Origin of the sequence: Salinivibrio kushneri (genome assembly GCF_005280275.1) — a bacterium.
GTDB lineage: Bacteria > Pseudomonadota > Gammaproteobacteria > Enterobacterales > Vibrionaceae > Salinivibrio > Salinivibrio kushneri.
In genome coordinates this window covers 2613344-2638669 of the sequence record NZ_CP040021.1, presented here as the reverse complement: position 1 = coordinate 2638669, position 25326 = coordinate 2613344, and the positions used below count along the sequence as shown (strand labels likewise).

Below are 25326 nucleotides of genomic sequence, written 5' to 3'. Positions count from 1 at the left end.
TTACCAGATCCATACTGTGCTCGCTGCACAAGATGATGACAGCATGATGAGCATTGAGGGTGGGTGGGATTTTTTGCCAGTTAGCGCGGGTTTTATGCAAAAAACCGCCGATTAACGGCGGTTTGGTTGCTAACGTTGATGGCATGGCCTCGATGATGGCCAGCGGCATGATTACGACAAGCCGAGTTTCTTCTCGAGATAATGAATGTTGGCACCGCCGTGTTGGAAGTGCTCGTCATTCATAATATCGAGCTGGAGAGGAATGTTGGTTTTAATCCCATCAATCACGGTTTCCGCGAGGGCATTCCGCATACGCGCAATCGCGACGTCACGGTTCTCGCCGTAACAGATAAGCTTGCCAACCATGGAGTCATAATGGGGCGGAACCTGATAGCCCGCGTACACGTGTGACTCCCAACGCACGCCCATTCCGCCTGGAGAGTGGAAGCGTTCAATTTTGCCTGGGCTCGGGATAAAGCGCTCTGGATCTTCAGCGTTGATCCGGCATTCCACCGCGTGGCCGCGAATTTGGATGTCGTCTTGGGTGAACGACAGTGGCTGACCCGCCGCAATGCGGAGTTGTTCTTTGACCAAGTCGACGCCAGTCACCATTTCGGTAACGGGGTGCTCGACCTGGATGCGAGTGTTCATCTCAATAAAGTAGAACTCGCCGTTTTCATATAAGAACTCAAAGGTACCTGCGCCGCGATAACCAATCTCAACACATGCGCGGCAGCAGCGCTCGCCAATGAATTTACGCATCTCTGCGGTAATTCCAGGGGCTGGCGCTTCTTCAACCACTTTTTGGTGACGGCGCTGCATTGAGCAATCGCGTTCACCCAGGTGAATCGCCCCGCCTTGACCGTCGGCCAAGACTTGCACTTCAACATGGCGAGGGTTCTCAAGGAATTTTTCCATGTAAACCATGTCGTTGCTAAATGCAGATTTGGCTTCGGCGCGGGTCATGGCAATCGCATCGATAAGCTCCGCTTCAGAGCGCACCACGCGCATCCCCCGGCCACCGCCGCCACCGGATGCTTTGATGATCACCGGATAGCCAATACGTTTGGCAATGGTTTTGTTTTTTTCCTGATCGCTACCCAGCGGGCCATCTGAACCGGGGACACAGGGCACCCCTGCTTTCTTCATCGCTTCAATCGCCGATACCTTATCGCCCATCAGGCGGATGGTCTCGGCTTTGGGGCCGACAAAGACAAACCCTGAACGCTCAACCTGCTCGGCAAAATCAGCGTTTTCGGATAGGAAGCCGTAACCGGGGTGAATGGCCACCGCGCCGGTAATTTCAGCGGCGCTGATGATGCGAGGAATATTCAGATAGCTTTGGTTACTCGGTGCAGGGCCGATACAGACGGTTTCATCGGCGAGCAACACGTGTTTAAGATCGCGGTCAGCGGTCGAGTGTACCGCGACGGTTTTAATCCCCAGCTCTTTGCACGCACGCAAAATGCGCAATGCAATTTCACCGCGGTTAGCAATTACAATTTTATCTAACATGCGCCCTCGCTTATTCGATGATCACGAGTGGTTCGTCGAATTCAACGGGCTGACCGTCTTCACAGAGAATCGCTTTGACCACACCGCTCTTGTCGGCTTGGATTTGGTTCATCATCTTCATCGCTTCGACAATACACAAGGCGTCGCCTTCTTGCACGTGGCTACCGACTTCGACAAATGCGGCCGATTCTGGGCTTGGTGCACGATAGAAGGTACCGACCATCGGTGAAAGCACTTGATGCCCGCTCGGTTGCGGTGCGCTTGCAGGTTCGGCGGCCGGCGCTTCAGGCGCGGCGGGTGCCGGGGCGGGTGCCGGTGCGTATTGTGGCGCAGCCATTTGCGCAGGCGCCGCTGGGGAAGAGCGGCTGATACGAACTGACTCTTCGCCTTCGGCAATCTCTAGCTCAGAGATGCCTGACTCTTCAACAAGCTCGATCAGTTTCTTAATCTTACGGATATCCATGATAGGTCTCTTCTTTATGTTTTGTTTTACTCAGCCGCAAACGCCAAATGACGCGCGGCCGCTGTTAAGGCGAATTCATAACCATCAGCACCAAAGCCGCTGAGCACCCCGACGGCTTTATCCGAAAAGTACGAGTGATGCCGGAAGGACTCACGTGCGTAGACATTCGACAAGTGCACTTCGATAAAAGGGATGTCGACCCCTAATAGGGCGTCACGCAGGGCGACAGAGGTATGGGTCAGCGCTGCTGGGTTGATAATGATAAAGTCTACGGTCTCCATGGCTTGGTGGACTTTATCGATGAGGCTAGCTTCGCTATTGGATTGAAAGTGTTCAAGACTGAGACCCAAGGTAGCGGCTTGTGCCTCTAAGCCCGCCATGATTTGGCTAAGGGTCTGGGCGCCGTAATGCTCGGGCTCACGCTTGCCAAGCAAATTAAGGTTTGGGCCATTTAAAACTAAAACTTGGTTTTTTGTAGACATCTTGACGCTTACTTCTCCTATTCGCTGTTATTGTGCAGCTTAATGCGGATTCCAGCCGGTGGGCATGTTATGACGGCGCATACCATGCAAATTTGTCCTTACTGACAGCAATTATAGAGACTTCAGCGCAAATCGCAGCAAAATACTGGTCTAATCAGCACACTTTGTCCTTTTGCTATCAAAAAATGGTGAGTGACGGGCGGTTTGACGCGAGGTGACCCCTCATGCCCCTACTTTTTGTGTGATTGCGAGGGAGGGAAAGAGTTCCGTTTCCCGTGTGCTGGGGATCAAAAAAGCCGCCCGCAGGCGGCAAAGGTTGCTAAGCAATCTTTCGTGAGGGTTAGACCACACTTTCTTTTTCTGCGATAAGCTTATCCACCACACTGGGATCGGCCAATGTCGAGGTATCGCCCAGACTACCGGTATCACCGGTGGCGATTTTGCGCAGAATGCGACGCATGATTTTGCCTGAACGGGTTTTAGGCAGTGCATCCGTCCAGTGGATGAAGTCGGGCGTCGCAATCGGGCCAATTTCTTTGCGCACCCACTCTTTGACTTCCTTGTGGAGTTCGGCACTGGGCACTTCACCGGCATTAAGGGTGATATAGGCATAGATCGCTTGGCCTTTGATATCGTGTGGCACACCAACAATCGCGGCTTCGGCAATTTTATCGAATGCGACGAGCGCGGATTCGACTTCGGCGGTACCCATTCGGTGACCCGAGATATTGAGGACATCATCGACGCGCCCGGTGATCCAGTAATAGCCGTCTTCATCACGACGCGCCCCGTCACCGGTAAAGTACATGCCTTTAAAGGTGGAGAAATAAGTTTGCTCGAAGCGGTCGTGATCGCCAAAGACGGTACGCATCTGTCCTGGCCACGAGTCGAGCATCACGAGGTTACCCTCGGTGGCGCCCTCGAGTATATGGCCCATGTTATCCACCAAGGCCGGCTGTACGCCAAAGAAAGGACGCGTTGCCGAGCCCGGTTTTAGTGCGGTGGCACCGGGCAGTGGGGTGATCAAGATCCCACCGGTTTCCGTTTGCCACCAGGTGTCGACAATCGGACAGGCTTGGTTGCCAATGGTGCTGTGATACCACTCCCATGCCTCTGGGTTAATGGGTTCACCCACCGAGCCCATGATCCGCAGTGAGTCGCGTTGGGTGCCAGCGACGGCTTCATTGCCTTTGGCCATCAATGCACGGATGGCGGTCGGCGCGGTGTAAAGAATATTCACTTGGTGCTTATCGACGACTTCACTCATTCGTGCGGTGCTTGGATAAGTGGGGACGCCTTCAAATAAGATTGTTTTCGCGCCGTTGGCCAGCGGCCCGTATACCAAGTAGCTGTGGCCGGTGATCCAACCAACATCCGCTGTACACCAGAACACGTCTCCCTCTTGATAGTCGAAGACATACTTAAAGGTCATCGCCGCATACACCAGATAGCCACCGGTCGTATGCAGTACCCCTTTTGGCGTGCCTGTGGAGCCAGATGTATAGAGAATAAACAAAGGATCTTCGGCTTTCATCTCTTCAGCAGGGCAGTTATCAGACACCTTCGCAGTGGCCTCGTGCCACCAGACATCACGATGATTGTGCCAGTCAATATCGCCGCCGGTGCGTTGGTAGACCACCACTTTTTCAATCGACTTCACATTGGGATTGGCGAGGGCATCATCGACGTTTTTCTTCAGGGGCACCGCACGGCCACCACGTATTCCTTCATCGGCGGTCACCACTACCTTGGCATTGGAATCAATAATCCGGCCTGCCAGTGCTTCGGGAGAAAAGCCGCCAAACACCACGGTATGCACGGCACCAATACGGGCACAGGCCAGCATCGCCACCGCCGCTTCCATCACCATTGGCATGTACAGACACACCACATCGCCTTTTCTGACACCGTTGTCTTTTAAGACATTGGCAAATTGGCATACTTGCTGGTGGAGTTGGTGATAAGTGAGCGTGGCATCGTCCTTTGGATCGTCGCCTTCCCAAATTAAGGCAACCTGGTCGCCTTTGTCTTTAAGATGACGGTCAATACAGTTGGCTGCCACGTTCAAGGTACCATCTTCAAACCAGCGGATATCCACATGGCCGGTATCAAACGAGGTGTGTTTGACTTTGGTATAAGGCGCCATCCAATCCAGAATTTGCCCGTGCTCGCGCCAAAAGCCTTCCGGGTCGGTCACTGACTGCTGATAGAGTGCTTGATACTTGGCTTCATCCGCGTGTGCCTTTTGTGCAATTGAAGGCATGACGGGGTATACGTGACTATCGCTCATCCTGTTTCTCCTCGTGTCCGCGATGCTCCACGCGGCGCTTCCATGTCATGAGATGTCAGGCGTTACCGCTGCCTGGCAAACGAAAACCATGCAGTAAAGGTGTGACATATCGGGTCGTCCGACAATTAGACTTTAGGATGACCCCATTGATTTTTAAGCGATTTGCGCAGTTGTCAGGCCAGATAGTGGGGGCTGGATCCCACTTTGTCTTTGCGTTTGTGCGCCAGTTGCGGCTTCGATGCGTTATTTGGATTGCAGCATGGGCATCTCACCTTGGGTGAGGCGGACGTAAATCAATGCCGCGGCGAGCGCATCATCCAACGCATCATGCCGGGCCGGCAAAGGGACATCGAGGTGACGACTAATGGCTTCCATGCTGATGTCGTGATAGGCATTAGGGAGCAGGCGCTCGAGTTTGCGTTGATAAATATCACTGACTTCAATCAGAGGATTGGGCAGTGGAAAGCCAAGGTACTGGCGCGCGTAACGATCAAGAATGCATTTATCGTAACGGATATGGTAACCAACTAAGGGGTGGTTACCAATAAAGTCGACCAGCGCAGTGATCGCCTGTTCCCCACTGACTCCATGGGTGAGATCTTGGTGGCGGAGTTGGTGAATTCTGACCGAGCCGGCGCTCAGACTTTCTGGCGCGGCCAGCGTCAAGGTGAGGGCGTGACTGGTGAGGATCCGGTTGCCTTTGATCGGGGTGGCCGCAATCGTAACCAACTCTGCACGATGCGGATCCAAGCTGGTGGTCTCACAGTCCAGTGAAATCAGCGTGTTTGAGTCGGGGGGCAAAAATAAGTCCCGATAGGGTGAGTGTCGTAGACGATGACGGTACCAATGCCGAGTCAGCCAATTCAAATTAGTCCCTCACGTGATAATGGAAAGCGAGTGACTCTTTAAACTTTTTCACCACATGCAGCCCGTGGCGTAGCAAGTCGCGTTCGCTCGAAGGGAGGTGTGCCACGTCGAGGTAATTGCTTTGTGGCTCGCCACTCAATTGTTGCCTTAAACGTAATCGGATAAACAGCTTCAAGGCCTCGGAGAGGTTTTCCGCCGTTTCTTCCGCCAGTGCCCCTAGGTTGGCAAGCTGCTCCAGCCGCTCAAAGGTGTTGGTGTGGCGCACGCCCTTTTCTAAACTCATGGTTCTCACGCCATGGACGATGGGGAAAATCCCGCCTTTTTTGATATCTAGCCCTTCTTTACTGCTTTTGAGCGAGCCAAACACGGTGAGAGGGACGCGAAAGGCGAGTGCAGGGCGGACAAAGGTGTTGAGCGTCAACATATTGTCGGTCAAGGTGTCGTTGAGGGGGGGGTGGATCGCATCAATCAGACTCAGATCGCCGGCGATCGGCTGGCTGTCAGCGAGGATCGCCAAGTCCATGACACTTTGATGATTGGCACTTTGTGCCAGATTACGCACGGTTTGCTGCCATTGCGTGGCGGTTTTCACCCATTTGGGGTTACTGACCATCACGTGACCCGGACAGGGCGGGTAACCGAGTTGATAGAGCGTGTGTGAAAAGGTCTCCATCACTTGTTGGCAATCGGGCCAGTTGAGATCGTCGGCGAGAATCAAGGCGTTGTCTTGGTCGGTTTTAAGCACTTGCTCGCCGCGTCCTTCAGAGCCCATTACCACCAAGCAGCACTGGCTTTGGTAAGCCTCGGGCACTAACAAGCGGAAGGCTTTTTCCATGATTTGCTCATTCACGGTGGCGATAAGCTGCATTACAAAGCGGGTGTGAATGCCATTATTAAATAAGGTGTGTACCAGCTTGCTCTGGCTGTTTGCGGCGATCACCAGTTCGTCAATGGTTTGTGCGCGGGCAATCTGTAAGTTAAGTACGTGAGAGTGAGTGGAAAAGAGGCTCAGTACCTGAGGAAGATCGAGCATCCCTGCAGTGTTTCCGTGTTCATTGACGACCCGGACACGTTTTACGCGCTGGCGTGTCATCTTAATCATGGCGTGAAAGAGAAAGTCGCCGCGTTCGACACTGATCACCGGACGTGTGGCCACCTCGCCAACAGGCACGGATTGATCGTAGCCCTCTAGCACGAGCGCATGAAGCAAATTGGTGCGGGTGATAATGCCGCAGTCGCCCTTTTCATCATCTACCAAGGCGCAGTCGCAGCGCTCGGCTTTCATCTGGGCGGTGGCAACATGCAGGGGTACGTCGGAGGCGACACACAAGGCAGGTTGAATATTGCTGTCATCAATCCGAGTGAGCATAAACTCGGCGAGGTTTTGCTGCTGACGCGCTTGCACCATCAGCGTTTGTCGGCGCTGAAGGTTGGTATCAAAGTAGCCTCGAAACGCGTGATTATGATGATAAATGGCGAGAAACACCTCAGCAGGCAATAAATGACAGAGGGTATCTTCTAGCGCACGGTATCGATGTTTGGCGGTGCCATTAAGCAGCGCTGGCACGTCAAATAAGTCGTCGGTGGTATAATGAGAAAATACTTCCTTACCGTCTTCTGACACTTCTTCCACGCTGCCTTTAATAATGATAAAGAGCTGCTCGCCCGTATCACCGGGTTGGATCAGGGTGTCGCCACGGCGAAAGTAGGCAACGTCGAGTGCTTGGCGGCATTGTTTGACTTGTGATGCGGTTAGGCAGTCAAAGGGCGCATGAGAGGTGTCAAAAGGTTCAGGCATAGTCGAACTCCTCACTGTGGTATTCACAGTGTGTCTCACCCTTTTCGATCTCGCTAGCCGACTTTAGTCTAGCCAAGGACGTATACGGATTGGCCACCCCCACGCATTTGTCGACATTCGTGGTGCACGTGTCTTTTTTTCCTCGCACAGAGCTGCGACACTTAGCGAGTATCTATCTTAATGTGAAGTAATGAGATGACCGTAACCCAATGTTCTCCGTTTCGCTGGCTGTCAGAATACTTTGGTGGCTTCTTTTTTTCCTATGGTGTGTATCTGCCGTTTTGGGCGGTATGGTTTGAGTACCTAGGCCTAAATTCAGGTGTGATCGGCACCTTGATAGGACTCGGTTTCGCGACCCGTTGTGTGGCTAATTTAGTCTTTACACCGCGTGTGCAACAGGTTGAAGCCTTGCTGCCCGCTCTGAGGGCATTGACGCTCATGGCGTTAGTGACGTGTGTATTGCACCCCTTAATGGGAGCCAATGTGTGGTGGCTGGCGTTGGTGACTGTGTTGTTTAATCTTGCCATTGGTCCCTCCGTCCCGCTGTCAGATGCGCTTGCCAACTATTATGCGCGCCATAAAGTTATCGACTATGGTCGAACCCGTCTTTGGGGATCGATCGCCTTTATTGTTGGGTCGAGTTTGACCGGGTGGCTGGTGACCGAGCAATCGGCGGCGATTATTCCTTGGGTCGCGATTGGCGGCTTGTCTGCCTGTTTGTTGCTGACGTTGCGTCGGCCGACATTGATGCCACAAAGCGAGCGCGATATGACCAATAGCAAAGTCTCGATGCGTCAGCTTTTCCGCGACCGTCAGGTGGTCGTGTTCTTGTTAATCGCCTCCCTGCTGCAAGGCAGCCACGCAGCGTATTACAGTTTTAGTGCGATCTACTGGAAGCAGGCTGGATATAGCGAGAGCATTGTCGGCTATTTGTGGAGCCTCGGGGTGGTGGCGGAAGTAGCCGTCTTTGCCTTAGGCGCGCGGCTTTTTAATGGCTGGTCATCCAAAGCCTTGTTCCAATTGGCGGCTGTGGGTGTATTGCTGCGTTGGGGGATCACAGGGACGACGACCGCCGCGGTGCCAGTGATCCTGGTGCAACTGCTCCACGGCATTACGTTTGCCGGCGCGCACCTGGGCGCGATGCAGTATATTCAGCGCGAGTGTGGGGCGCGATTGGTGGCCACACAAGCGGCGTACAATGCGTTGCCAATGGGCGCAGTGGTGGCGGCGCTGACCACGGCAAGCGGGTGGATTTATGCCGTATCGCCCTCTGGCACCTTCTATACCATGGCACTGCTCGCGCTGCCTGTTTTTGTTTTACCGCTGCGTGAACCGGCCTTTTGGCGTGCCAAGCAAGCTAAGGTGGCATAGGCAGACCTAAACTGTAATAAAGCACGGTTAGGCTTGCAGTAAAGTTAGCTAGGGTGCCCACAAAGCGAATACGAGACGATTGAGTGGGCGCCGGTACCGTGTTACACCCAGCTCAAGGGTTCGGCAAAGGATTGCGTCAGGAAGGGAGCCATGACACAAGGCTGGGTAATTGTCTCTGTTTCACTGCTTTATATGGGCGCACTGTTTGCGATTGCTTGGTATGGTGATCGTCAGCCGCGCTGGTTACGCTCATGGCGTCCGTGGATTTATAGCCTTTCTATCGCGGTGTATTGCACCTCTTGGACCTTTTTCGGCACAGTTGGGCAAGCGTCCAGCTCGCCATGGTCATTTCTGCCGATTTATCTTGCCCCTATTCTGGTGTTTACCCTTGGGTGGCGTTTTCTTGCCCGCATGATTTTGATCGCCAAGCGCGAGCACATTACCTCTATTGCCGACTTTATCGCGGCGCGATATGGCAAATCGCAGGGCTTGGCGGTGATGGTGACCTTGATTGCCGTGGTGGGCGTGTTGCCTTATATCGCGTTGCAACTGCGCGGGATCGCCATGGGACTTGATGTGCTTTCCCCAGAGCTAGGGCAAAGCGTTGGCTTGGCTCAACCCCAAATCGCCTGGCTCGTGTGTATCTCCTTGGCCGTATTTACCGTGTTATTTGGTACGCGGCATATCGACAGTACGGAGCACCACCGAGGGATGATGATGGCAGTCGCGTTCGAGTCGATCGTCAAGCTGGTCGCATTTCTGGGGGTGGGGATCTTTGTGGTGTGGCTGTTATTTCAAGCGCCGAGCCTGCCTGTGAGTTTGGAGGACTCAGGCGTGATTGGTCGCCCGGATGTGGGTAGCTTAATCATCCACACGTTTTTGACGGGCGCGGCGATCATTTGCTTGCCGCGCCAGTTTCACACCATGGTGGTGGAGAACACGCGCGCGAGTGATTTGAATACCGCGCGTAAAGTCTTCCCGACCTACTTGTTGCTGATGTTGATTTTTGTCCTGCCGCTCGCCTATGCGGGGCAAGCGTTGTTACCTGGGGCGCCTGCCGATACTCACGTGATTCGGTTGCCGCTATCGGTAGGAGCTGAGGGAGTGGCGCTACTGGCGTTTATGGGTGGGGCATCGGCTGCCAGCGGGATGGTGATTGTTTCCACCATTGCGCTGGCGATAATGGTATCCAATGACTTGGTGATGCCCCTGTTGTTGCGGCGCATGAAACTGAAATCACGTAACTTTGCGCAGTTCTCTGGGCTGTTACTCAATGTTCGCCGTGCGCTGATCTTTTTGATCTTAATTGCAGCGTGGGGCTTCTATCACCTCATCCTCACTGTGCCCACGTTGTCGGAAATCGGCTTTCTCTCCTTCGCGGCCATTGCGCAGTTTGCCCCTGCGATGATTGGTGCCTTGTACTGGCGTCAAGGCAACAAAAAAGGCGTGTATGCGGGCTTACTGATAGGGTTTTCACTATGGCTGGTGACCATGATGACTCAAACCGGCATGCTGGCAGGGGATGGGCAATCTAATCTATTGATTTGGCTTATTACCCCTCCCGACTTTGCACCTTTTACTCACCTAAATACCGTGGATTGGGGGCTGGCCTTCAGTGTGTTAATGAATGCTCTTGGCTTTGTGGTGGTGTCTTTACTCACGCGCCCCTCACTCAGTGAGCGTTTACAGGCCGCTGCGTTTGTTGGCATGCCACTGCCGGAAAACGATGACGCGCGCTTGTATCAAAGCCGAGTCACCGTGGCGGAGCTGGAAATGCTCGCGGCACGCTTTGTTGGCCGTCGGCGTATGCGTCAGGCGTTTAGCCAATTTGCCGAGCAGCGTGGTGAAGAGCTGATGCCCCAGCAACAAGCCAGTGCACCGCTGATCCGTCACACCGAGCGGGTGTTGGCTGGGGTATTTGGCTCGTCATCGGCACGCTTAGTCCTTTCATCAGCCCTGCAGGGGCGCAACATGCAATTGGAAGAAATTGCCACCATTGTTGATGAAGCCTCTGAGTTGTTCGATTTCTCGCGGGGATTACTGCAAGGGGCGATTGAGCATATCAACCAAGGGATCTCTGTGGTGGATAAGCAACTGCGGCTGGTGGCATGGAATCAGCGCTACATTGATATGTTTCAGTTTCCACCCGGGCTTATCCAGGTCGGGCGACCGGTCGCGGACTTAATTCGATTCAATGCCCAGCGCGGACTCTGTGGGCCGGGTGATCCGGAAGAACATGTCAGCAAGCGGGTCCTGCACTTAACACGACGAAAGCCGCATACCTCTTCGCGTGTGCATCCAGACGGACGGGTCATTGAGTTGCAGGGCAATCCGATGCCAGGCGGGGGGTTTGTCATGACCTTCACCGATATTACCGCGTTTCGGGATGCGGAAGCGGCGCTCAAGCAGTCTAATGAAACCCTTGAAGCGCGGGTGACAGCGCGAACGCGGGAATTGGAGCGACTGAATAGCCAGTTGATTGATGCCACCCGCAAGGCCGAATCCGCCTCACAGTCGAAGAGTCGCTTTTTAGCCGCCGTCAGTCACGACTTGATGCAGCCACTTAACGCGGCACGTTTGTTTGCTTCATCACTCAGTGAAATGGCGGCCAATCGAGATACCGAAGCCGTTGCTCAGCATATAGAGAGCGCACTAGAAAGTGCGGAAGTGTTGATTGGTGACTTGCTCGATATCTCGCGCCTGGAGTCGGGTAAAATGAAAGCACGGATTGAATCCTTTCCATTGTGTGAAGTCTTTGATGCGCTTGAAGCGGAATTTGGGGTGTTAGCGCGTCGCCAAGGATTGGACTTTCGCGTTGTGACCAGCCAGGTTTGGGTTCAGTCTGATAAGAACTTGCTGCGCCGAGTACTACAAAACTTTTTGACCAATGCCTTTCGCTACAATCCTGAGGGCCGAGTGGTGTTAGGTGTGCGACGGGCAGGACGCGACTACCGTATTGAGGTATGGGACGACGGTGATGGGATCCCCCTTGAGCGTCAGCAAGATATCTTTCAAGAGTTCACCCGCATTGACCGCGAAGGGGCCGAGCAAGGGCTGGGCTTAGGGTTGGCGATCGCGAAGGGCATTAGCCAAATCCTCTCTCAGCCTCTGGCATTGCAGTCCTGGCCGGGTCGGGGCACGGTGTTCTCAATGACAGTGAATGCGAGCCAAGCGGAAAAGATTGAGTTAAGCCCGGTGGTGCCTGCCACCGCTTCGGCGCGAGAGCTCGAAGGTTGCCGTGTCTTATGTGTAGACAATGAACAAGAGATCTTAGATGGAATGGCGCAGCTTTTATCACGGTGGGGATGCGACGTTCGCTGCGCCCCCGATGTGAGTGGCGCGATCAAGACGATCGGTGACCAATGGCAGCCTGAGTTTGTGCTGAGCGATTACCATTTGGCGAACCAGCAAACCGGGCTGCAAGTGCTTCAACAATGCCAATTAAAACTAGGGTGTTGCTTTCAGGGAGTGATCATCAGTGCTGACCGCAGTGCCGAGACACAACAGACCGTGACTGGACTAGGCTTTATGTATCTCTCCAAACCGGTAAAGCCGCTCAAGTTGCGTGCGTTACTACAACAGCGAGGAAAATCATGACCCCTTTTTCGTTACCCCGTTTAGAAACCGATGTTGGCATCGTTAAAGTGGCAGGGCACTTTAATCCGGTTGATGGACATATTGACCTTGATGAGCTCGCTCACCTGGACGGTGATGGCTGGGCGGATGTCAGTCATTGGCTCACGGAGCAAGCGTATGAAAACAAAATCGCCACCATCGTGGCGGCGATCCGAGCATCCTTGATGTCGCCTGATGCGTAAGTGGTTACCTAACGTACTGACGCCGTATGCCGAGGCTGACGCTATGAAGCGTCCTGAGATTGTTGGTGCTCGGTATAAAATGTTTTATGCTCGATAAATGTCACTGGCGTTTCTGCGTAATAGTGGCTCCCCTTCATACTGACGGCTAGACGAATTTGCGTCTCCTCACTGCTTGGAGCAGGGAGGGTAACCGTCCAGGTCGTGCCTGTTTCATCGCGGATTTGCATGGTTTGCGATGTGATGTCTGTCAGGCCAATTTGTGCGCCCTCCAACGGCAGCTCGCTGACTAACCGCAGCGTTAGCCGGTTGTTATCAACCCCCTGCGATTCCAGTTTGAGTTTCATATCACCATTTTCGAGCTGACAGAAGCCACTGGTATAGCGACAGTTAGAACGGACCGCCAGCGGGTAACTCTGCCCTGGCTGAGCGGCTTTAGGCGGCTCAGACACACTGGCATCGACGGCAAAATAGGTGATCACCGCTAATACTGGCGCAACCAGCATCGCAATAACCACATGTTTATTGGTGAGTAAACGCGTGACCGTTGACATCATGCCTCTCCTTGGCTGGAAGTTACAAACCGTGTAAAAGCCCCCGAAGGGGCTTGATAGATGAACACCGGATTAGTGTGATTGCGCATCACCGGCTCCAGATGGCATACGAACGTGCTCGACCAAATCTTGTACCTCTTGCGGTGTTTCTTTGGTCAGGCGTGAAACAATGATTGCCACCACAAAGTTACATACAGCGCCCACCGCGCCAAAGGCATTTGGCTCGATACCCAGTATCCAGTTGCTACCCAGGCTTTCTAAGTAGGTCCAATCAGCGACAAACAGAATCCCTTTATGCTGGAATACATAGAACAGGGTGACGCTGATCCCCGCGACCATACCTGCAATCGCCCCTTCCTTGTTAATGGTTTTGGTGAAGATCCCCATCATCAGCACCGGGAAAATCGATGATGCGGCCAAGCCGAACGCCAGGGCCACTGTCCCGGCCGCAAAGCCTGGTGGATTGAGCCCCAAGTAGCCTGCACCCGCTATCGCTAATGCCATGGATATCCGGCTTGCCAGTAGCTCGCCTTTTTCACTGATATTCGGATTGACGACCCCCTTAATCAAGTCATGGGATATCGCTGACGAGATCGCGAGTAACAGCCCAGCCGCGGTCGACAAGGCAGCGGCTAAGCCCCCGGCGGCGACCAGGGCAATCACCCAGTTAGGGAGTTTGGCAATCTCTGGGTTTGCCAGCACCATGATATCGCGGTCAACACGTAGCTCATTGGTGTCTGGGTTCGAAGTGTATTGGATCTTGTCGTCACCGTTTTTGTCTTCAAAGCCCAAAAGCCCGGTGGTTTCCCAGTTTTTAAACCAGTCTGGACGCTCGTCATAGACAAGGTTGTCGCCATTAGGCAGATTGACGGTGTCCATTAAGTTCAAGCGCGCCATCGCCGCCACCGCAGGTGCTGAGGTGTATAAAATCGCGATAAAGAACAGCGCCCAACCGGCGGATGTCCGTGCATCACGCACTTTAGGAACCGTAAAGAAGCGGATAATAACGTGGGGCAAACCGGCGGTACCTATCATCAGTGACATGGTGTAGGCAAACATGTTGAGTGTACTGCCGCGCACCGCGGTGGTGTATTCGACAAAGCCGAGTTCGGTCACCACCTGATCAAGCCGGTCGAGCAAGTACTGATCCGTGCCTGCCATGGTGCTGCCTAGACCAAGCTGTGGGAATGGGTTACCTGTCAGTTTGAGGGAGATGAAGATTGCGGGAATAGTGTAAGCCAAAATGAGTACGCAATACTGAGCAATTTGGGTGTAGGTAATGCCCTTCATCCCGCCCATCACGGAATACATAAACACAATCACCATCCCGATTAAAAGCCCAGTGGAATAGTCCACTTCTAGGAAGCGACCAAAAGCCACCCCGACCCCTTTCATCTGGCCGATAACATAGGTGACAGAGGCGATGATCAAGCAAACGACAGCAACAATGCGCGCGGTTTTTGAGTAGAAGCGTTCACCGACAAACTCTGGCACGGTAAATTTGCCAAATTTACGTAGATAAGGGGCGAGCAACAGTGCGAGAAGCACGAAACCGCCGGTCCAGCCCATCAAAAACACCGAACCGCCATAGCCCATGAATGAGATCAAGCCAGCCATAGAGATAAAGGACGCGGCTGACATCCAGTCGGCAGCGGTTGCCATCCCGTTGGCCACAGGGTTAACCCCGCCACCGGCGACATAAAACTCTTTGGTGGAGCCTGCGCGTGCCCAGATCGCAATCCCGATATAGAGGGCGAACGTGAACCCGACAACAATATAAGTAATGGTTCTTAAATCCATGTGTTAGTCCTCTTACTCGTCGTCCACGCCGAACTCGCGATCGAGTTTGCGCATTTGTTTGGCATACACAAATATGATGCCGAGGAAGGTATAAATCGATCCCTGCTGAGCAAACCAGAATCCAAGTTTATAGCCACCAATTTGAATGGTATTGAGGGCATCCACGAATAAGATCCCACAGCCGAATGAGACAACAAACCAGACAATCAGCAGACTGATCATCAGTTTTACGTTTCTGTCCCAGTAGGCTTTCGCGTGTTCCTTGCTTTGAAACGCCATCGCCTTCTCCTTGTTTAGCACGTTAATGGAATGTTACTTGAAGACGATAGCAGGGGATGAACAGCGCGACATTGCAACTTTAGTCGAGCGCAGTAAGTGATAATGATCGGAAAAAGCAGGGTTTTTGTGAGCTAGGTACGGCTGGCTCGGGTTGAGCCAGCCAAGATTTGCGCCAAAGGTCTAAGTTAAGTGGTAAAACTTTTGGATCCCTTCGAGCAAATTAGCAACGGCGACCGAGGCAAGTATCAGCCCCATGACGCGGCTGATAATCGACGCGCCGACGTTGCCAATGACTTTGTGAATCACATTGGCCCCGAGGAGTAAGACCAAGGTCGCGACCAATACAAAAAACATCACCCCAGCGGTCACCGCTTGTTCAGCAATGGCGTACCGATTGTTATCTGTGAGCATGACCACCGCCATCATGGCACCAGGGGAAGCAATGGAAGGGACGGCGAGCGGATAAACAGCGGTGGCGGCAATTTCGGCTTTATCCACGTTTTCACTCAGCATTTTGGCTTCTTGGCCGGGTTTTCCTTCACCGAAAATCATGGTTAACGAAAACAACAGTAATACCAAACCACCAGCTGCTTGGAACGCGGGCAAGGGGATTTGCATGGCTTCGAGCAAAATCTGACCGACAATTAAAAAGAACAGCAAAATAGCAAAGGCAATTGCCACGGCTTTCACCGCGACACGGCGTTTTTGTTTGGTGGACATGTGGCTGGTTTGTGAGAGATAAATGGGCACGCTACCGACAGGGTCGATCACGGCCCATAAAATCACGAATTGCGTAGCAAGAATACTTAACATAAGCGCTCCAAAGTCGGTGTCTGGGGCGCTAGCGTATCAAAGTTCGATATTAGATTGCTGCAATAAAATCACCGCTTGAGTGCGGTTTTTTACTCCTAGCTTACGAAAGATGGCCGTCATGTGCGCTTTAATAGTCGCCTCGGAAACCGACAGGTCGTAGGCGATCTGTTTGTTCAGAAGCCCATCGCATAGCATCCGCAACACCTTGTACTGCTGTGGCGTCAGTGTGGCGAGTTTGTCAGATAAGCGCTCGCTTTCATCGTCTTCGCCGAGATCATCAGGAAAGCAGGGGGTGCCTTCGAGCACTTGGGTTAACGATTGTACCAATGCACGCATATCGCTGGATTTAGGAATAAAGCCAAAGGCACCATGAGCGCGTACCTGGCGGATCACGCTCGGCTCTTCACTGGCAGAGATCACCACAATCGGCAGGGTAGGATAATGGTGACGCAGCGCAATTAAGCCCGACATGCCATTGGCGCCCGGCATTTTTAGATCCAGTAGCACCAAGTCGACCTCAGCCTCTCGCGCTAAGATCTGATTTAGACTGTCTAAGCTGTCTGCCTCTAGCAGATTGGCACCGCTTATCGCCATATGCACGGATTGAAAGAGGGCATTCCGAAACAGTGGATGATCGTCGGCGATAACGATGGTGTGTTGCGCTTCCATAATGCGGCTATCTTCCCTTTGTTTTCAATAAAACTACCACCAGATATGGGGTTTATCAATTTTGTAACAAGAGAACTAAGAGATTGATCAGTGCTCGCTTTTTACTTCATGCTGCAATCCATGCTGACGTAGGTGCGCCATGAAAGCTTGAGGGGCTAAAAAGCCGGTAATGCGGGCGGTCGCATGACGCTCTCCATTGGCTAACCAAAAGTCGAGTGTGGGTAGCCCGGCCACGTCTTGGCTGCGCATTAACGCAAAATCTTCCGGACGATTATCACTCAGGTTCACTTTAATCCGGTGCATGTGGCTAAGCTGCTGAGCCACTGCCGGGTCAGTGAAGGTTTTTTGCGCGAATTGTTTACACGGGATGCACCAATCGGCGTAGTAATCAACCAAAGCGATTTGTTGATTAGCCGCGGCGCTGGCGAGCTCTGCATCAAGCGCGGCTTGCGAGTTGACGGTGATAAATGCCGGTGCGGTGACTTGTTGCGAGCGAACGATGTAAAGCGCACCAGCACCCAGTGCGGCAATCAATAACCCAGCCGTTAGTGCAAAGCGGCGACCCTGTCTCATACTTTTTCCTTTTCATGCCAATAGGATGAGTATACACGCATACCATGATCACATTGTATGGGTTTGCGATTGAATCAATTGGCCGGGGGTCATGCCAAACTGACGCTTAAAGGCGGTAACAAAATTAGAGGGATGATGGTAGCCCGCCCAGTAAGCCGCTTCGCCAATTGAAATCGCCTCATGCAGTAACTTTTCTTTGACCACCACCAACCGACGACGACGGATGTAATCTGAAACGGGCACGCCTAGATGGGTACGAAAACGGCGCTGCAGTGTGCTGCGACTCAGGCCGCATGCGTGTGCAATGGTCGATAAGGTTAATGCGGTGTGCAGCTTAGTTTCAATATACGCGACGGCTTTTGCGATTTGTGGCTCATAGGTGGCAGGGATGAGTTCGGTAACAGACTCAATGGTGAGATGAGAGGCTTGCTCACACAGGTGCTTGATGATGGTGAGTGCATGGAGGTGCTGGGTCAGGGGATCAGCCTCGTTTTGCCTACTAAAGCGGGGTAATAAGGCGTGAATGGGGTCGAATATGGCGGTACTAGGTTGCCAGCGTACACAGCCTAAATGATGACGATGCAAGGCACTAAGCAGTGGCAAGGCTTGCTCGTCTGCATACCCATCAAGCCACTCGGGCGGAAGCAATATATTCACTTTTTTAAGGTGATTCCCTGCAATTAAGCGACGACGAAAAGTGCTGTCACGGCACACGGAGACGGCAAGTGCTTGGGGCTGGTGGCATGCATTGCACCGATACGTGTGGTCATCGTAGGCAAACTCCAGCACGCCCTCGAGGACTATCACTAGCATGATCCCCTGATGGGCACGGTGGAGGACATTGGCATCACATAATTCATCGGTGATCCCGCTATCGATATGCAACCCACCCGGACATGAAGTATGTGAAAACTGTCCCCGTACCAAGGATTGCGTCCGTTTTGAGTGATTAGCCATGATCTCGGCGTGACCATCTGCGCTGGACTCTCGCTGTGTGCAAACAACAGAGACGGGTGCTGCCATCGTATTCCTCCGTAACACGCCGCATAAACGTGCTATGCATAAACGCTCTGCGCATAAAAGCTTGATGCGTGCGCATAATTGTTTTTTCTTCCTGAAAAGCACTGAAATAGTAACATAAATGCGAATTAGTATCATTTAGTTGTTTGGGTTATCCACGAAGGAAATGAAGTATGACGTTGTTACTACCTGTCCCAGCACGTCTGGGCTTGCTGACGCTTAGTATAGCCAGTGCTCTATGTGCCCCTGCGGTGGCTGCTGATAATCTTGAGGATGAAAGCATAGAAACGGTCTCAGTATGGGGGACGCAAGTGTCCAGCTCATCCCGTTACCTGGGAGAAACGGATCTCACCGTCAAGCAACCGGATCACCTCTCTGATCTATTGCGTGATATCCCCGGTGTGGATGTGGGGGGCACGCACTCGCTCACCCAGCGCATTAATATCCGTGGTTTTACCGAACAAGATCTGGATATCACCGTCGATGGCGCCTCTCAAGGCGGTAAAATGTTCCACCACATCAGCAACCTCACTTTAAGTCCTGACATTTTGCAGCGTGTTGATGTCGCGGTGGGCGCCTCGTCGATTCTCACCAGCGAGCTAGGGGGTGCGGTCGCGTTTGAAACCAAAGATCCCTACGATCTCTTGCGTGCTAATGAGACATTTGGAGCACGCCTAAGTGCTGGTTGGGGCAGTAATGACTCCCAACAAGGCTCGTTGACCGTTTATGGGTTGTTGAGTGATGAATGGGATGCGATGGCATATATTAGCCGTTTTGATCGGGACAACTTTAAAGATGGTGACGGTAATCGCACCTTTGGCGGTGAGGGAGAGATCACTAATGGCTTAGTAAAAGTAGGCTGGGAGCCTGCAAGTGGGCATCGCTTTGAACTCAGTTATGATAAGTATCGCGATAAGGGCGACTATCTGCCGCGTCCTGATATGGGTGTAAGCTTCAACCGCAATCGTACCGGTGAAATGATACTGCCAGTGACCTACGATCGCGATACCGCCACGATCAATTACGAATACACCCCGTCACAAGCTATCGAATTGAAAGCGCTGGCCTATTATAACCAGCTGTCACTCACCCGTGATGAAACCGAATTTGCCACCCACCCATTTCTGGCTGACCGCAAAGGCGTCAACGTGGCGGAAGACACGAACCTTGGGGTAAAACTCAGTGTGTCACAGCGTATTGGCGATCACCAACTCGCGTACGGTGCGCACTATGAAAATCAAGACAACGACACCCAATTTGCCAAACCGGGTGTACAGATTTTGGAATCGGCCGACAAGATTGCGCTGTATGTGGAAGACAAGATAGCGCTGACCCCACGTTTTTCGGTGACGCCCGCGGCGCGTTATGACAGCTTTGATCGCCGAGCGACCAGCTCGAGTCAGCGTTATGATGATGTGTCGTTGGCATTGGGGGCCGAGTTTGTCGCTAACGACTATCTCACCGTGTTTGCCAATAGCCGGGAGCTGCACAAAGCGCCACCATTGAACGAGTCATTTACCACCACAGCACTGAGTGAAAGCGCGGATAAAGACTTGAAAGCCGAGCATGGCCGGACCGATGAGACTGGCGTGCGCCTGTCTAATGCAGCGGCGCAAAAAGACTACTTGTTGACCGCCAATTTGACGGTGTTTCGCACTGAACTCGATGATGAAATTGTGGTGCGCAGCTACAAAGATGGCGGTGGCAACTGGGCTTATGAAACCACCAACCGTGGCGATGTCACCTATCGTGGCTTTGAAGCCAGTGCCTATTGGGCATGGCAGCAGTGGACGGCGTCAGCCAGTTACAGTCGCACGGATGTGAGTTATTCAGAGGCGTATCAACTGGATCAGATTTTTGGTCGCGCCCGCCACCTCGGCGATACCGTAGCTTTGAATGCGGATTACGCGTTGACCCGTTGGGATGTTTTGCTGGGGTGGAACACTCAAATTCAGCGATCGACCACCGTTCCTGATAGCAACTTGACTAAGCCGGGCTACACAGTCCACAACGTGTTCGCTCAGTGGCAACCGATGGCAGTAGACGGGTTCACTTTGACGGCAGGGGTCGACAACCTGTTTGACAGTCGCTATCGCTCGCATGCGTCAACCTCAGGTAAACGAGGCGCAGAAATCCTCGATTACGAGCCCGGTCGCAATATTAAATTGACGGCATCCTATCAATTTTAATCGCAAAGAGGTGGGCGCTTGCGCCCACCTATCAAGGAGCATTGATGCCTAGTATGACGACGATGATTGACTCCGAGCATGCCCCACGTTACTTGCAGACCTTGTGTCGTCACTTTGGTCGCAAAGTCGAGGCGAGCTGGGATGAGCAAACAGGACGCGTACATTTCCCTGCGGGAGTGTGTGATATGCAGGTGCAAGGAACCCAGTTGCGTGTTACATGCCATGCCGATGATGAAGCGAGCTTAACCTTGGTGACTGAGACGGTCAGTAGCCACATCAAGATGTTTGCACGCCGAGAAGCACTGCCCCATCAGTGGCAGTGCGTCGCCGACGCTTAGGCGTGTTTTTTCGCGCGCCCTTGCACCGCCTTAAAACGTGGATTGGTTTTGCAAATGACGAACATGCGCCCGCGACGACGGACAACCTGACAATCAGGATGGCGCTGGCGGGCGCTTTTTAGTGAGTTAACGACCTTCATGACGACGCCTTTTTGCGGCGGCCGACTTGGCCAAACTTACGCGCGAAGTGTGCCGCGCGCCCTTCTTTGTTCGTCGCTCGTGCCTTCCCGGTATATACCGGGTGTGAGGCGCTCGAGATATCCAGTGGGTAGTAAGGATAGGTTTTGCCATCTTGCCACTCGATGGTACGTGATGTTTGCAAGGTTGAGCCGACAATAAAATAGGCGTCAACACTGGTGTCATGAAAAACGACAGAACGGTATTCGGGATGGATATTGGCTTTCATAACGACTCTCCGTTGTTTGTTATGATATAACATAACATCATGGGGAAGGAATGAAAAGTCCATCAGCGTCCAGGTTAAAGATCTCATTTCCCGAACTTTTTGTTGTCAGTTCGCGAAAAGTGTTACTTTTTCTTACCTGAATCAACATGCGCGTGACGGCACCTGGTTAGGATTTGGCCATGGTGCTGAGCGCGGTTGCTCACATCTCCCACCAAGGATGGTGCTTATTAGTGGCGATAGGCCGACGGAGGAGCCGTCATATCGTATCTACCCCCAATACGCCATGGGCGTGCCATAGACAATGAATGCATGTGAACGGACGCGTGGGGACGTCTATCCAAAGTAGGAGAAAGTTATGTTCTTGGTTGAGTTATTAGTGGTACTCAGCTGCATCTTAATTGGTGCCCGTATCGGCGGCATTGGTTTAGGTGTGATGGGCGGGGTCGGGCTCGCTGTCTTAAGTTTTGGGTTTGGTTTACAGCCCACGCATCCGCCGATTGATGTTTTATTAATGATCATGGCGGTGGTCGCCGCGGCAGCCACGATGCAAGCAGCAGGTGGCTTGGATTTTTTAATTAAAATTGCCACCAATATATTACGTAAAAACCCGCGTCACATTACCTTTGTTGCCCCTTTAGTGACTTATGTATTCACCATGATGGCGGGAACCGGACACGTTGCCTATTCGGTATTGCCGGTGATTGCTGAAGTCAGTCGTAAAAGTGGCATTCGTCCGGCTCGTCCGTTAGGGATGGCGGTCATTGCCTCGCAATTTGCGATTGTGGCCAGCCCCATCGCCGCTGCGGTGGTGGCGTGTGTGGCCTTTTTAGAGCCGCAAGGGATTACCCTTACTGATGTGCTGTCGGTTACCATTCCCAGCACCTTTATTGGCCTTGCCTTGGCATGTGTGATTGTTAATAAGCTGGGTAAAGAGCTTAAAGACGATCCTGAATATCAACGCCGCTTACAAGATCCCGACTTTCGTCGAGAAATGGAAGCGGATTTGGCCGTTGAAGATATCGAAGTCACGCCGGAGGCGAAGAAATCGGTTGGCTTGTTCTTATTTGGTGCCTTAGCCGTGGTCATAATGGGGGCATTCCCAACCCTGCGACCGGCCTTTGATGGCGAGCCAATGGGGATGGCGCATACCATTGAAATCGTGATGTTGTCAGTGGGGGCACTGATCATTTTGACCTGTAAGCCGGACGGCAATGCGATTAGCCAAGGTTCGGTATTCCATGCCGGGATGCGTGCGATTGTCGCAATCTTTGGTATTGCTTGGCTCGGTGATACCTTGATTGGTGGCCATGGCGAGATGGTCAAAGAGGCGGTGTCTGGCTTGGTTGAGATGGCACCGTGGACATTTGCATTTGCGCTGTTCGCTTTGTCAGTCATGGTGAACAGCCAAGGTGCGACGACAGCGGTGTTGGTGCCTGTGGCGATTACCTTGGGGCTGCCGCCTTCGATGATTATTGCGACCTTTGTAGCGGTGAATGGCTACTTCTTTATTCCTAACTACGGGCCGATCATTGCCTCCATCGACTTTGACCGAACCGGCACCACGCGGATTGGTAAGTATATTTTTAATCACAGCTTTATGGCACCAGGCTTGCTGAGTATGGTGTTCAGTATCGCTTGTGGTTTGCTGATTACCCAGGTGTTGTAACGGCAATTGAAGGTATAAAAGAAGGGCGCTATCAGCGCCCTTGTTGTCTCTGTAGGTGGTTGGTGTCTGTTGTGAGTGACCCACTGATGACTGACCCACTAGGCGTTAAAGCGTTTACCGCGATACTTAGGATGCATCAGGTTCTCCACCGAGAAGATCTCGTCCAGCTCCGCCTCGGTCATTAAACCACGCTCGAGCACCACCTCTTTGACGCTCTTGCCCGTTTCGGCGCAAATCTTGCCGACAATATCGCCTTCATGGTGGCCGATAAAGGGGTTAAGATAAGTGATAATCCCAATCGAGTTAAGCACGTAGTGTTCGCACACTGCTTGGTTAACGGTGATCCCACTCACGCACTTCTCACCCAAGTTCCGGCAGCCATTCGCCAGAATGGAGATAGACTCAAACAGCGCCTGGCCAATCACCGGCTCCATCACGTTAAGTTGCAATTGACCGGCTTCGGCAGCAAAGGTGATGGTGGTGTCATTCCCCATCACGCGATAGCAAACCTGGTTCACCACTTCTGGGATCACCGGGTTAACCTTAGCGGGCATGATGGATGAACCGGCCTGCATTTCAGGTAGGTTAATTTCATTGAGCCCGGCACGTGGGCCCGAGGAGAGCAGTCGGAGGTCGTTACAAATCTTCGACAGTTTCACCGCCAGGCGTTTTAGCGAGCCATGGACCATCACATACGATCCACAGTCTGACGTGGCTTCAATCAAATCTTCTGCTGGGATACACGGCAAGCCTGTGATTTCAGCTAGGCGTTTCACCGCCAGTTGCTGATAGCCTTCTGCGGCATTCAGTTTGGTGCCAATCGCGGTGGCGCCGAGGTTGACCTCTAACAGTAGCGCGGCGGTATATTTAATGTTTTTGATTTCTTCGCGCAGTAGCACTGAAAACGCTTTGAATTCTTGCCCGACCGTCATCGGTACCGCGTCTTGCAGCTGGGTGCGGCCCATTTTGATGACATGCGCATAGGCTTCAGCTTTGGCATCGAATTCTTTTTGCAGGTAATCAATCGCATCCATCAGCTTGAGAATGCTGTTGTAAACGGCAATACGGAAGCCTGTTGGGTACGCACAGTTGGTGGATTGGCTCTTATTGACGTGATCGTTGGGGTTAATCACATCATAGTCACCTTTCTCATGCCCCATCAGTTCAAGCGCAAGGTTGGCAATCACCTCGTTGGCATTCATGTTGACAGAGGTGCCTGCGCCGCCTTGGAAGACATCCGAGGGGAACTGATCCATGCATTTGCCGGTTTCTAAAATCTGGTCACAGGCTTTGATGATGTAATCACCGACATCGGCAGGAATAACACCAAGCTCTTGGTTTGCCATCGCAGCGGCTTTTTTGGTGTAAACCATGCCGCGAACGAAATCGGGGATATCAGAAATCCGGGTACCGGAAATGGTAAAGTTTTCCACTGCCCGCAACGTATGAATACCGTAGTAGGCATCGGCAGGTACCGCGCGTTGGCCGAGTAAATCTTCTTCTAAACGGGTTGCAGTAGTGAGGATCGAGGTTTCATTGGGTGTTACAATCGTCTGAGACATGCGTTGGCCTTAACATCAAGTTATTATAATGATTAAAACGTCGCCACAAATTTTGCTGTAGAATCCATTCCTCAGAGATTTTGGCTGGATGTATTATCTGTTACATCCTTTCAGCCGCCATTACAGCATATAATGCGGTGAAAAGGGCTGACCCCGGTCACAGCTGTAGCATGGCGCATAGACAAAATGCGCTTTCTTGCACATTGATTCAAGCGCTAAATTCGGTTTCGTTGTTCGGCGTTTGGCGGATTTTGATGTTAGGATGAAAAGTCCATTTCCAGCGCGAGGTGAATCGTGTTTCCAATCTTATTGCTGCTATTTATTCTGGTCCCAGTGATTGAAATCGGCCTGTTTATTCAGGTTGGTGGTTGGTTGGGATTGTGGCCCACACTGGCGCTGGTTTTGATCACCGCATTCGTCGGTGCCTCTTTGGTGCGCAGCCAAGGACTGATGACCTTGGCCTCGGTGCAAGACAGGCTTAATCGCGGAGAATTGCCCGCCCAGCAAATCCTTGAAGGCGTGATGCTGGCCGTCGCCGGCGTCCTGCTGTTAACGCCAGGCTTTATGACCGATGCGATGGGGATGTTGGTGCTGCTACCAGCACCGCGTGCCGCGCTCGCCAAACAAGTGATGAAGCGCGTCACTGTCTCTCAAGCGGGCTTTAGCCAAGGTGGCTTCCATCAAGGGGGCAATGCGCAAGGACCCTTTGGGGAGGATCCTTTCCGTCGCGGAGGCCGTGGTGACGATAGCAACACCTTTGAGGGGGAATATGAGCGCAAAGATGACGACGATGATGACCATCGTCTGCGCTAAGCCATTTCGGAGTTAAACCCAGCAAAAAGGCCGCATGAAGAAG

General features: G+C 52.7%; 23 protein-coding genes. 7 read left to right on the top strand and 16 right to left on the bottom strand.

Going from position 1 to position 25326, the window contains the following annotated elements; all coding sequences use genetic code 11:
• Window positions 1–171: 171 nt before the first annotated feature.
• The 6 genes from accC to FCN78_RS12115 form a co-directional block, all read right to left on the bottom strand.
• On the bottom strand, window positions 172–1515 hold the full coding sequence (accC, locus tag FCN78_RS12140) for an acetyl-CoA carboxylase biotin carboxylase subunit (RefSeq protein ID WP_069361536.1): 1344 nt from the start codon (window positions 1513–1515) through the stop codon (window positions 172–174).
• A gap of 10 nt (window positions 1516–1525) precedes the next feature.
• A complete protein-coding gene (gene accB, locus FCN78_RS12135; protein ID WP_069361535.1) occupies window positions 1526–1978 on the bottom strand; it encodes an acetyl-CoA carboxylase biotin carboxyl carrier protein in 453 nt (150 codons plus the stop codon).
• Between the two features lie 26 nt (window positions 1979–2004).
• Window positions 2005–2460, bottom strand: a complete 456-nt coding sequence (gene aroQ / locus FCN78_RS12130) for a type II 3-dehydroquinate dehydratase (RefSeq protein WP_069361534.1) — start codon at window positions 2458–2460, stop codon at window positions 2005–2007.
• Between the two features lie 340 nt (window positions 2461–2800).
• A complete protein-coding gene (gene acs, locus FCN78_RS12125) occupies window positions 2801–4750 on the bottom strand; it encodes an acetate--CoA ligase (protein WP_077600597.1) in 1950 nt (649 codons plus the stop codon).
• A 243-nt stretch (window positions 4751–4993) separates the two neighbouring features.
• Window positions 4994–5617: a 3'-5' exonuclease gene (locus tag FCN78_RS12120; protein ID WP_069361532.1), complete on the bottom strand. Its 624-nt coding sequence runs from the start codon at window positions 5615–5617 to the stop codon at window positions 4994–4996.
• 1 nt (window position 5618) lies between these two features.
• Window positions 5619–7415, bottom strand: a complete 1797-nt coding sequence (locus FCN78_RS12115) for a DUF294 nucleotidyltransferase-like domain-containing protein (RefSeq protein ID WP_137317906.1) — start codon at window positions 7413–7415, stop codon at window positions 5619–5621.
• A gap of 195 nt (window positions 7416–7610) precedes the next feature.
• Here FCN78_RS12115 and FCN78_RS12110 point away from each other — a divergent pair, with 195 nt between their 5' ends.
• From FCN78_RS12110 to FCN78_RS12100, 3 genes are all read left to right on the top strand, one after another.
• A complete protein-coding gene (locus tag FCN78_RS12110) occupies window positions 7611–8786 on the top strand; it encodes a 3-phenylpropionate MFS transporter (protein WP_069361530.1) in 1176 nt (391 codons plus the stop codon).
• Window positions 8787–8936: 150 nt separating this feature from the next.
• Window positions 8937–12383, top strand: coding sequence for a PAS domain-containing hybrid sensor histidine kinase/response regulator (locus FCN78_RS12105; RefSeq protein ID WP_077659662.1), 3447 nt, complete (start codon window positions 8937–8939; stop codon window positions 12381–12383).
• On the top strand, window positions 12380–12604 hold the full coding sequence (locus FCN78_RS12100; protein ID WP_069361528.1) for a hypothetical protein: 225 nt from the start codon (window positions 12380–12382) through the stop codon (window positions 12602–12604). The genes FCN78_RS12105 and FCN78_RS12100 overlap by 4 nt, the downstream gene beginning before the upstream one ends.
• Before the next feature lie 41 nt (window positions 12605–12645).
• Here FCN78_RS12100 and FCN78_RS12095 read toward each other — a convergent pair whose 3' ends face one another.
• The 7 genes from FCN78_RS12095 to FCN78_RS12065 all read right to left on the bottom strand — a co-directional run bounded on the left by FCN78_RS12095 (window position 12646) and on the right by FCN78_RS12065 (window position 18312).
• Window positions 12646–13158 carry a hypothetical protein gene (locus tag FCN78_RS12095; protein WP_235607603.1) on the bottom strand — a complete coding sequence of 171 codons (513 nt, stop codon included), beginning with the start codon at window positions 13156–13158 and terminating at the stop codon, window positions 12646–12648.
• A 69-nt stretch (window positions 13159–13227) separates the two neighbouring features.
• Entirely contained in the window at window positions 13228–14955 is a 1728-nt protein-coding gene (locus FCN78_RS12090; RefSeq protein WP_069361526.1) for a sodium:solute symporter family protein, read from the bottom strand.
• A gap of 12 nt (window positions 14956–14967) precedes the next feature.
• Window positions 14968–15234 (bottom strand): DUF4212 domain-containing protein, encoded by a 267-nt coding sequence (locus FCN78_RS12085; RefSeq protein WP_046074540.1) that lies wholly within the window; start codon window positions 15232–15234, stop codon window positions 14968–14970.
• A gap of 180 nt (window positions 15235–15414) precedes the next feature.
• Complete coding sequence (locus tag FCN78_RS12080; RefSeq protein WP_077600591.1) at window positions 15415–16047, bottom strand: MarC family protein; 633 nt, start codon at window positions 16045–16047, stop codon at window positions 15415–15417.
• A gap of 36 nt (window positions 16048–16083) precedes the next feature.
• Window positions 16084–16716, bottom strand: coding sequence for a response regulator (locus FCN78_RS12075; protein ID WP_069361524.1), 633 nt, complete (start codon window positions 16714–16716; stop codon window positions 16084–16086).
• 87 nt (window positions 16717–16803) lie between these two features.
• Complete coding sequence (locus FCN78_RS12070; protein WP_077659660.1) at window positions 16804–17289, bottom strand: thioredoxin fold domain-containing protein; 486 nt, start codon at window positions 17287–17289, stop codon at window positions 16804–16806.
• Window positions 17290–17337: 48 nt separating this feature from the next.
• The gene (locus tag FCN78_RS12065) at window positions 17338–18312 is read right to left on the bottom strand and encodes a helix-turn-helix transcriptional regulator (RefSeq protein WP_069361522.1); all 975 of its coding nucleotides are present in this window, start codon (window positions 18310–18312) and stop codon (window positions 17338–17340) included.
• Window positions 18313–18482: 170 nt separating this feature from the next.
• On the opposite strand from FCN78_RS12065, the gene FCN78_RS12060 reads away from it, so the two are divergent.
• Complete coding sequence (locus FCN78_RS12060) at window positions 18483–20498, top strand: TonB-dependent receptor domain-containing protein (protein WP_077651198.1); 2016 nt, start codon at window positions 18483–18485, stop codon at window positions 20496–20498.
• A gap of 44 nt (window positions 20499–20542) precedes the next feature.
• Window positions 20543–20836: a DUF2218 domain-containing protein gene (locus tag FCN78_RS12055; protein WP_069361520.1), complete on the top strand. Its 294-nt coding sequence runs from the start codon at window positions 20543–20545 to the stop codon at window positions 20834–20836.
• Here the strand turns inward: FCN78_RS12055 and ykgO are convergent.
• Both ykgO and FCN78_RS12045 read right to left on the bottom strand, forming a co-directional pair.
• Window positions 20833–20976 carry a type B 50S ribosomal protein L36 gene (ykgO, locus tag FCN78_RS12050; protein ID WP_069361519.1) on the bottom strand — a complete coding sequence of 48 codons (144 nt, stop codon included), beginning with the start codon at window positions 20974–20976 and terminating at the stop codon, window positions 20833–20835. The genes FCN78_RS12055 and ykgO overlap by 4 nt on opposite strands.
• Window positions 20973–21242 (bottom strand): type B 50S ribosomal protein L31, encoded by a 270-nt coding sequence (locus FCN78_RS12045; protein WP_069361518.1) that lies wholly within the window; start codon window positions 21240–21242, stop codon window positions 20973–20975. The genes ykgO and FCN78_RS12045 overlap by 4 nt, the downstream gene beginning before the upstream one ends.
• Before the next feature lie 355 nt (window positions 21243–21597).
• On the opposite strand from FCN78_RS12045, the gene FCN78_RS12040 reads away from it, so the two are divergent.
• The gene (locus FCN78_RS12040; protein ID WP_069361517.1) at window positions 21598–22908 is read left to right on the top strand and encodes an anaerobic C4-dicarboxylate transporter family protein; all 1311 of its coding nucleotides are present in this window, start codon (window positions 21598–21600) and stop codon (window positions 22906–22908) included.
• Window positions 22909–23006: 98 nt separating this feature from the next.
• Here the strand turns inward: FCN78_RS12040 and aspA are convergent, their stop codons facing one another.
• Window positions 23007–24470 (bottom strand): aspartate ammonia-lyase, encoded by a 1464-nt coding sequence (gene aspA / locus FCN78_RS12035; RefSeq protein ID WP_069361516.1) that lies wholly within the window; start codon window positions 24468–24470, stop codon window positions 23007–23009.
• A gap of 294 nt (window positions 24471–24764) precedes the next feature.
• On the opposite strand from aspA, the gene FCN78_RS12030 reads away from it, so the two are divergent.
• Complete coding sequence (locus FCN78_RS12030; protein WP_077459095.1) at window positions 24765–25283, top strand: FxsA family protein; 519 nt, start codon at window positions 24765–24767, stop codon at window positions 25281–25283.
• Window positions 25284–25326 lie beyond the last annotated feature (43 nt).

Excerpts from the sequence above, each read along its gene's own strand:
- accC (WP_069361536.1), bottom strand. The coding sequence starts at position 1,515 with ATGTTAGATAAAATTGTAATTGCTAACCGCGGTGAAATTGCATTGCGC.
- accB (WP_069361535.1), bottom strand. The coding sequence starts at position 1,978 with ATGGATATCCGTAAGATTAAGAAACTGATCGAGCTTGTTGAAGAGTCA.
- aroQ (WP_069361534.1), bottom strand. The coding sequence starts at position 2,460 with ATGTCTACAAAAAACCAAGTTTTAGTTTTAAATGGCCCAAACCTTAAT.
- acs (WP_077600597.1), bottom strand. The coding sequence starts at position 4,750 with ATGAGCGATAGTCACGTATACCCCGTCATGCCTTCAATTGCACAAAAG.
- FCN78_RS12115 (WP_137317906.1), bottom strand. The coding sequence starts at position 7,415 with ATGCCTGAACCTTTTGACACCTCTCATGCGCCCTTTGACTGCCTAACC.
- FCN78_RS12110 (WP_069361530.1), top strand. The coding sequence starts at position 7,611 with ATGACCGTAACCCAATGTTCTCCGTTTCGCTGGCTGTCAGAATACTTT.
- FCN78_RS12105 (WP_077659662.1), top strand. The coding sequence starts at position 8,937 with ATGACACAAGGCTGGGTAATTGTCTCTGTTTCACTGCTTTATATGGGC.
- FCN78_RS12100 (WP_069361528.1), top strand. The coding sequence starts at position 12,380 with ATGACCCCTTTTTCGTTACCCCGTTTAGAAACCGATGTTGGCATCGTT.
- FCN78_RS12095 (WP_235607603.1), bottom strand. The coding sequence starts at position 13,158 with ATGATGTCAACGGTCACGCGTTTACTCACCAATAAACATGTGGTTATT.
- FCN78_RS12090 (WP_069361526.1), bottom strand. The coding sequence starts at position 14,955 with ATGGATTTAAGAACCATTACTTATATTGTTGTCGGGTTCACGTTCGCC.
- FCN78_RS12085 (WP_046074540.1), bottom strand. The coding sequence starts at position 15,234 with ATGGCGTTTCAAAGCAAGGAACACGCGAAAGCCTACTGGGACAGAAAC.
- FCN78_RS12080 (WP_077600591.1), bottom strand. The coding sequence starts at position 16,047 with ATGTTAAGTATTCTTGCTACGCAATTCGTGATTTTATGGGCCGTGATC.
- FCN78_RS12075 (WP_069361524.1), bottom strand. The coding sequence starts at position 16,716 with ATGGAAGCGCAACACACCATCGTTATCGCCGACGATCATCCACTGTTT.
- FCN78_RS12070 (WP_077659660.1), bottom strand. The coding sequence starts at position 17,289 with ATGAGACAGGGTCGCCGCTTTGCACTAACGGCTGGGTTATTGATTGCC.
- FCN78_RS12065 (WP_069361522.1), bottom strand. The coding sequence starts at position 18,312 with ATGGCAGCACCCGTCTCTGTTGTTTGCACACAGCGAGAGTCCAGCGCA.
- FCN78_RS12060 (WP_077651198.1), top strand. The coding sequence starts at position 18,483 with ATGACGTTGTTACTACCTGTCCCAGCACGTCTGGGCTTGCTGACGCTT.
- FCN78_RS12055 (WP_069361520.1), top strand. The coding sequence starts at position 20,543 with ATGCCTAGTATGACGACGATGATTGACTCCGAGCATGCCCCACGTTAC.
- ykgO (WP_069361519.1), bottom strand. The coding sequence starts at position 20,976 with ATGAAGGTCGTTAACTCACTAAAAAGCGCCCGCCAGCGCCATCCTGAT.
- FCN78_RS12045 (WP_069361518.1), bottom strand. The coding sequence starts at position 21,242 with ATGAAAGCCAATATCCATCCCGAATACCGTTCTGTCGTTTTTCATGAC.
- FCN78_RS12040 (WP_069361517.1), top strand. The coding sequence starts at position 21,598 with ATGTTCTTGGTTGAGTTATTAGTGGTACTCAGCTGCATCTTAATTGGT.
- aspA (WP_069361516.1), bottom strand. The coding sequence starts at position 24,470 with ATGTCTCAGACGATTGTAACACCCAATGAAACCTCGATCCTCACTACT.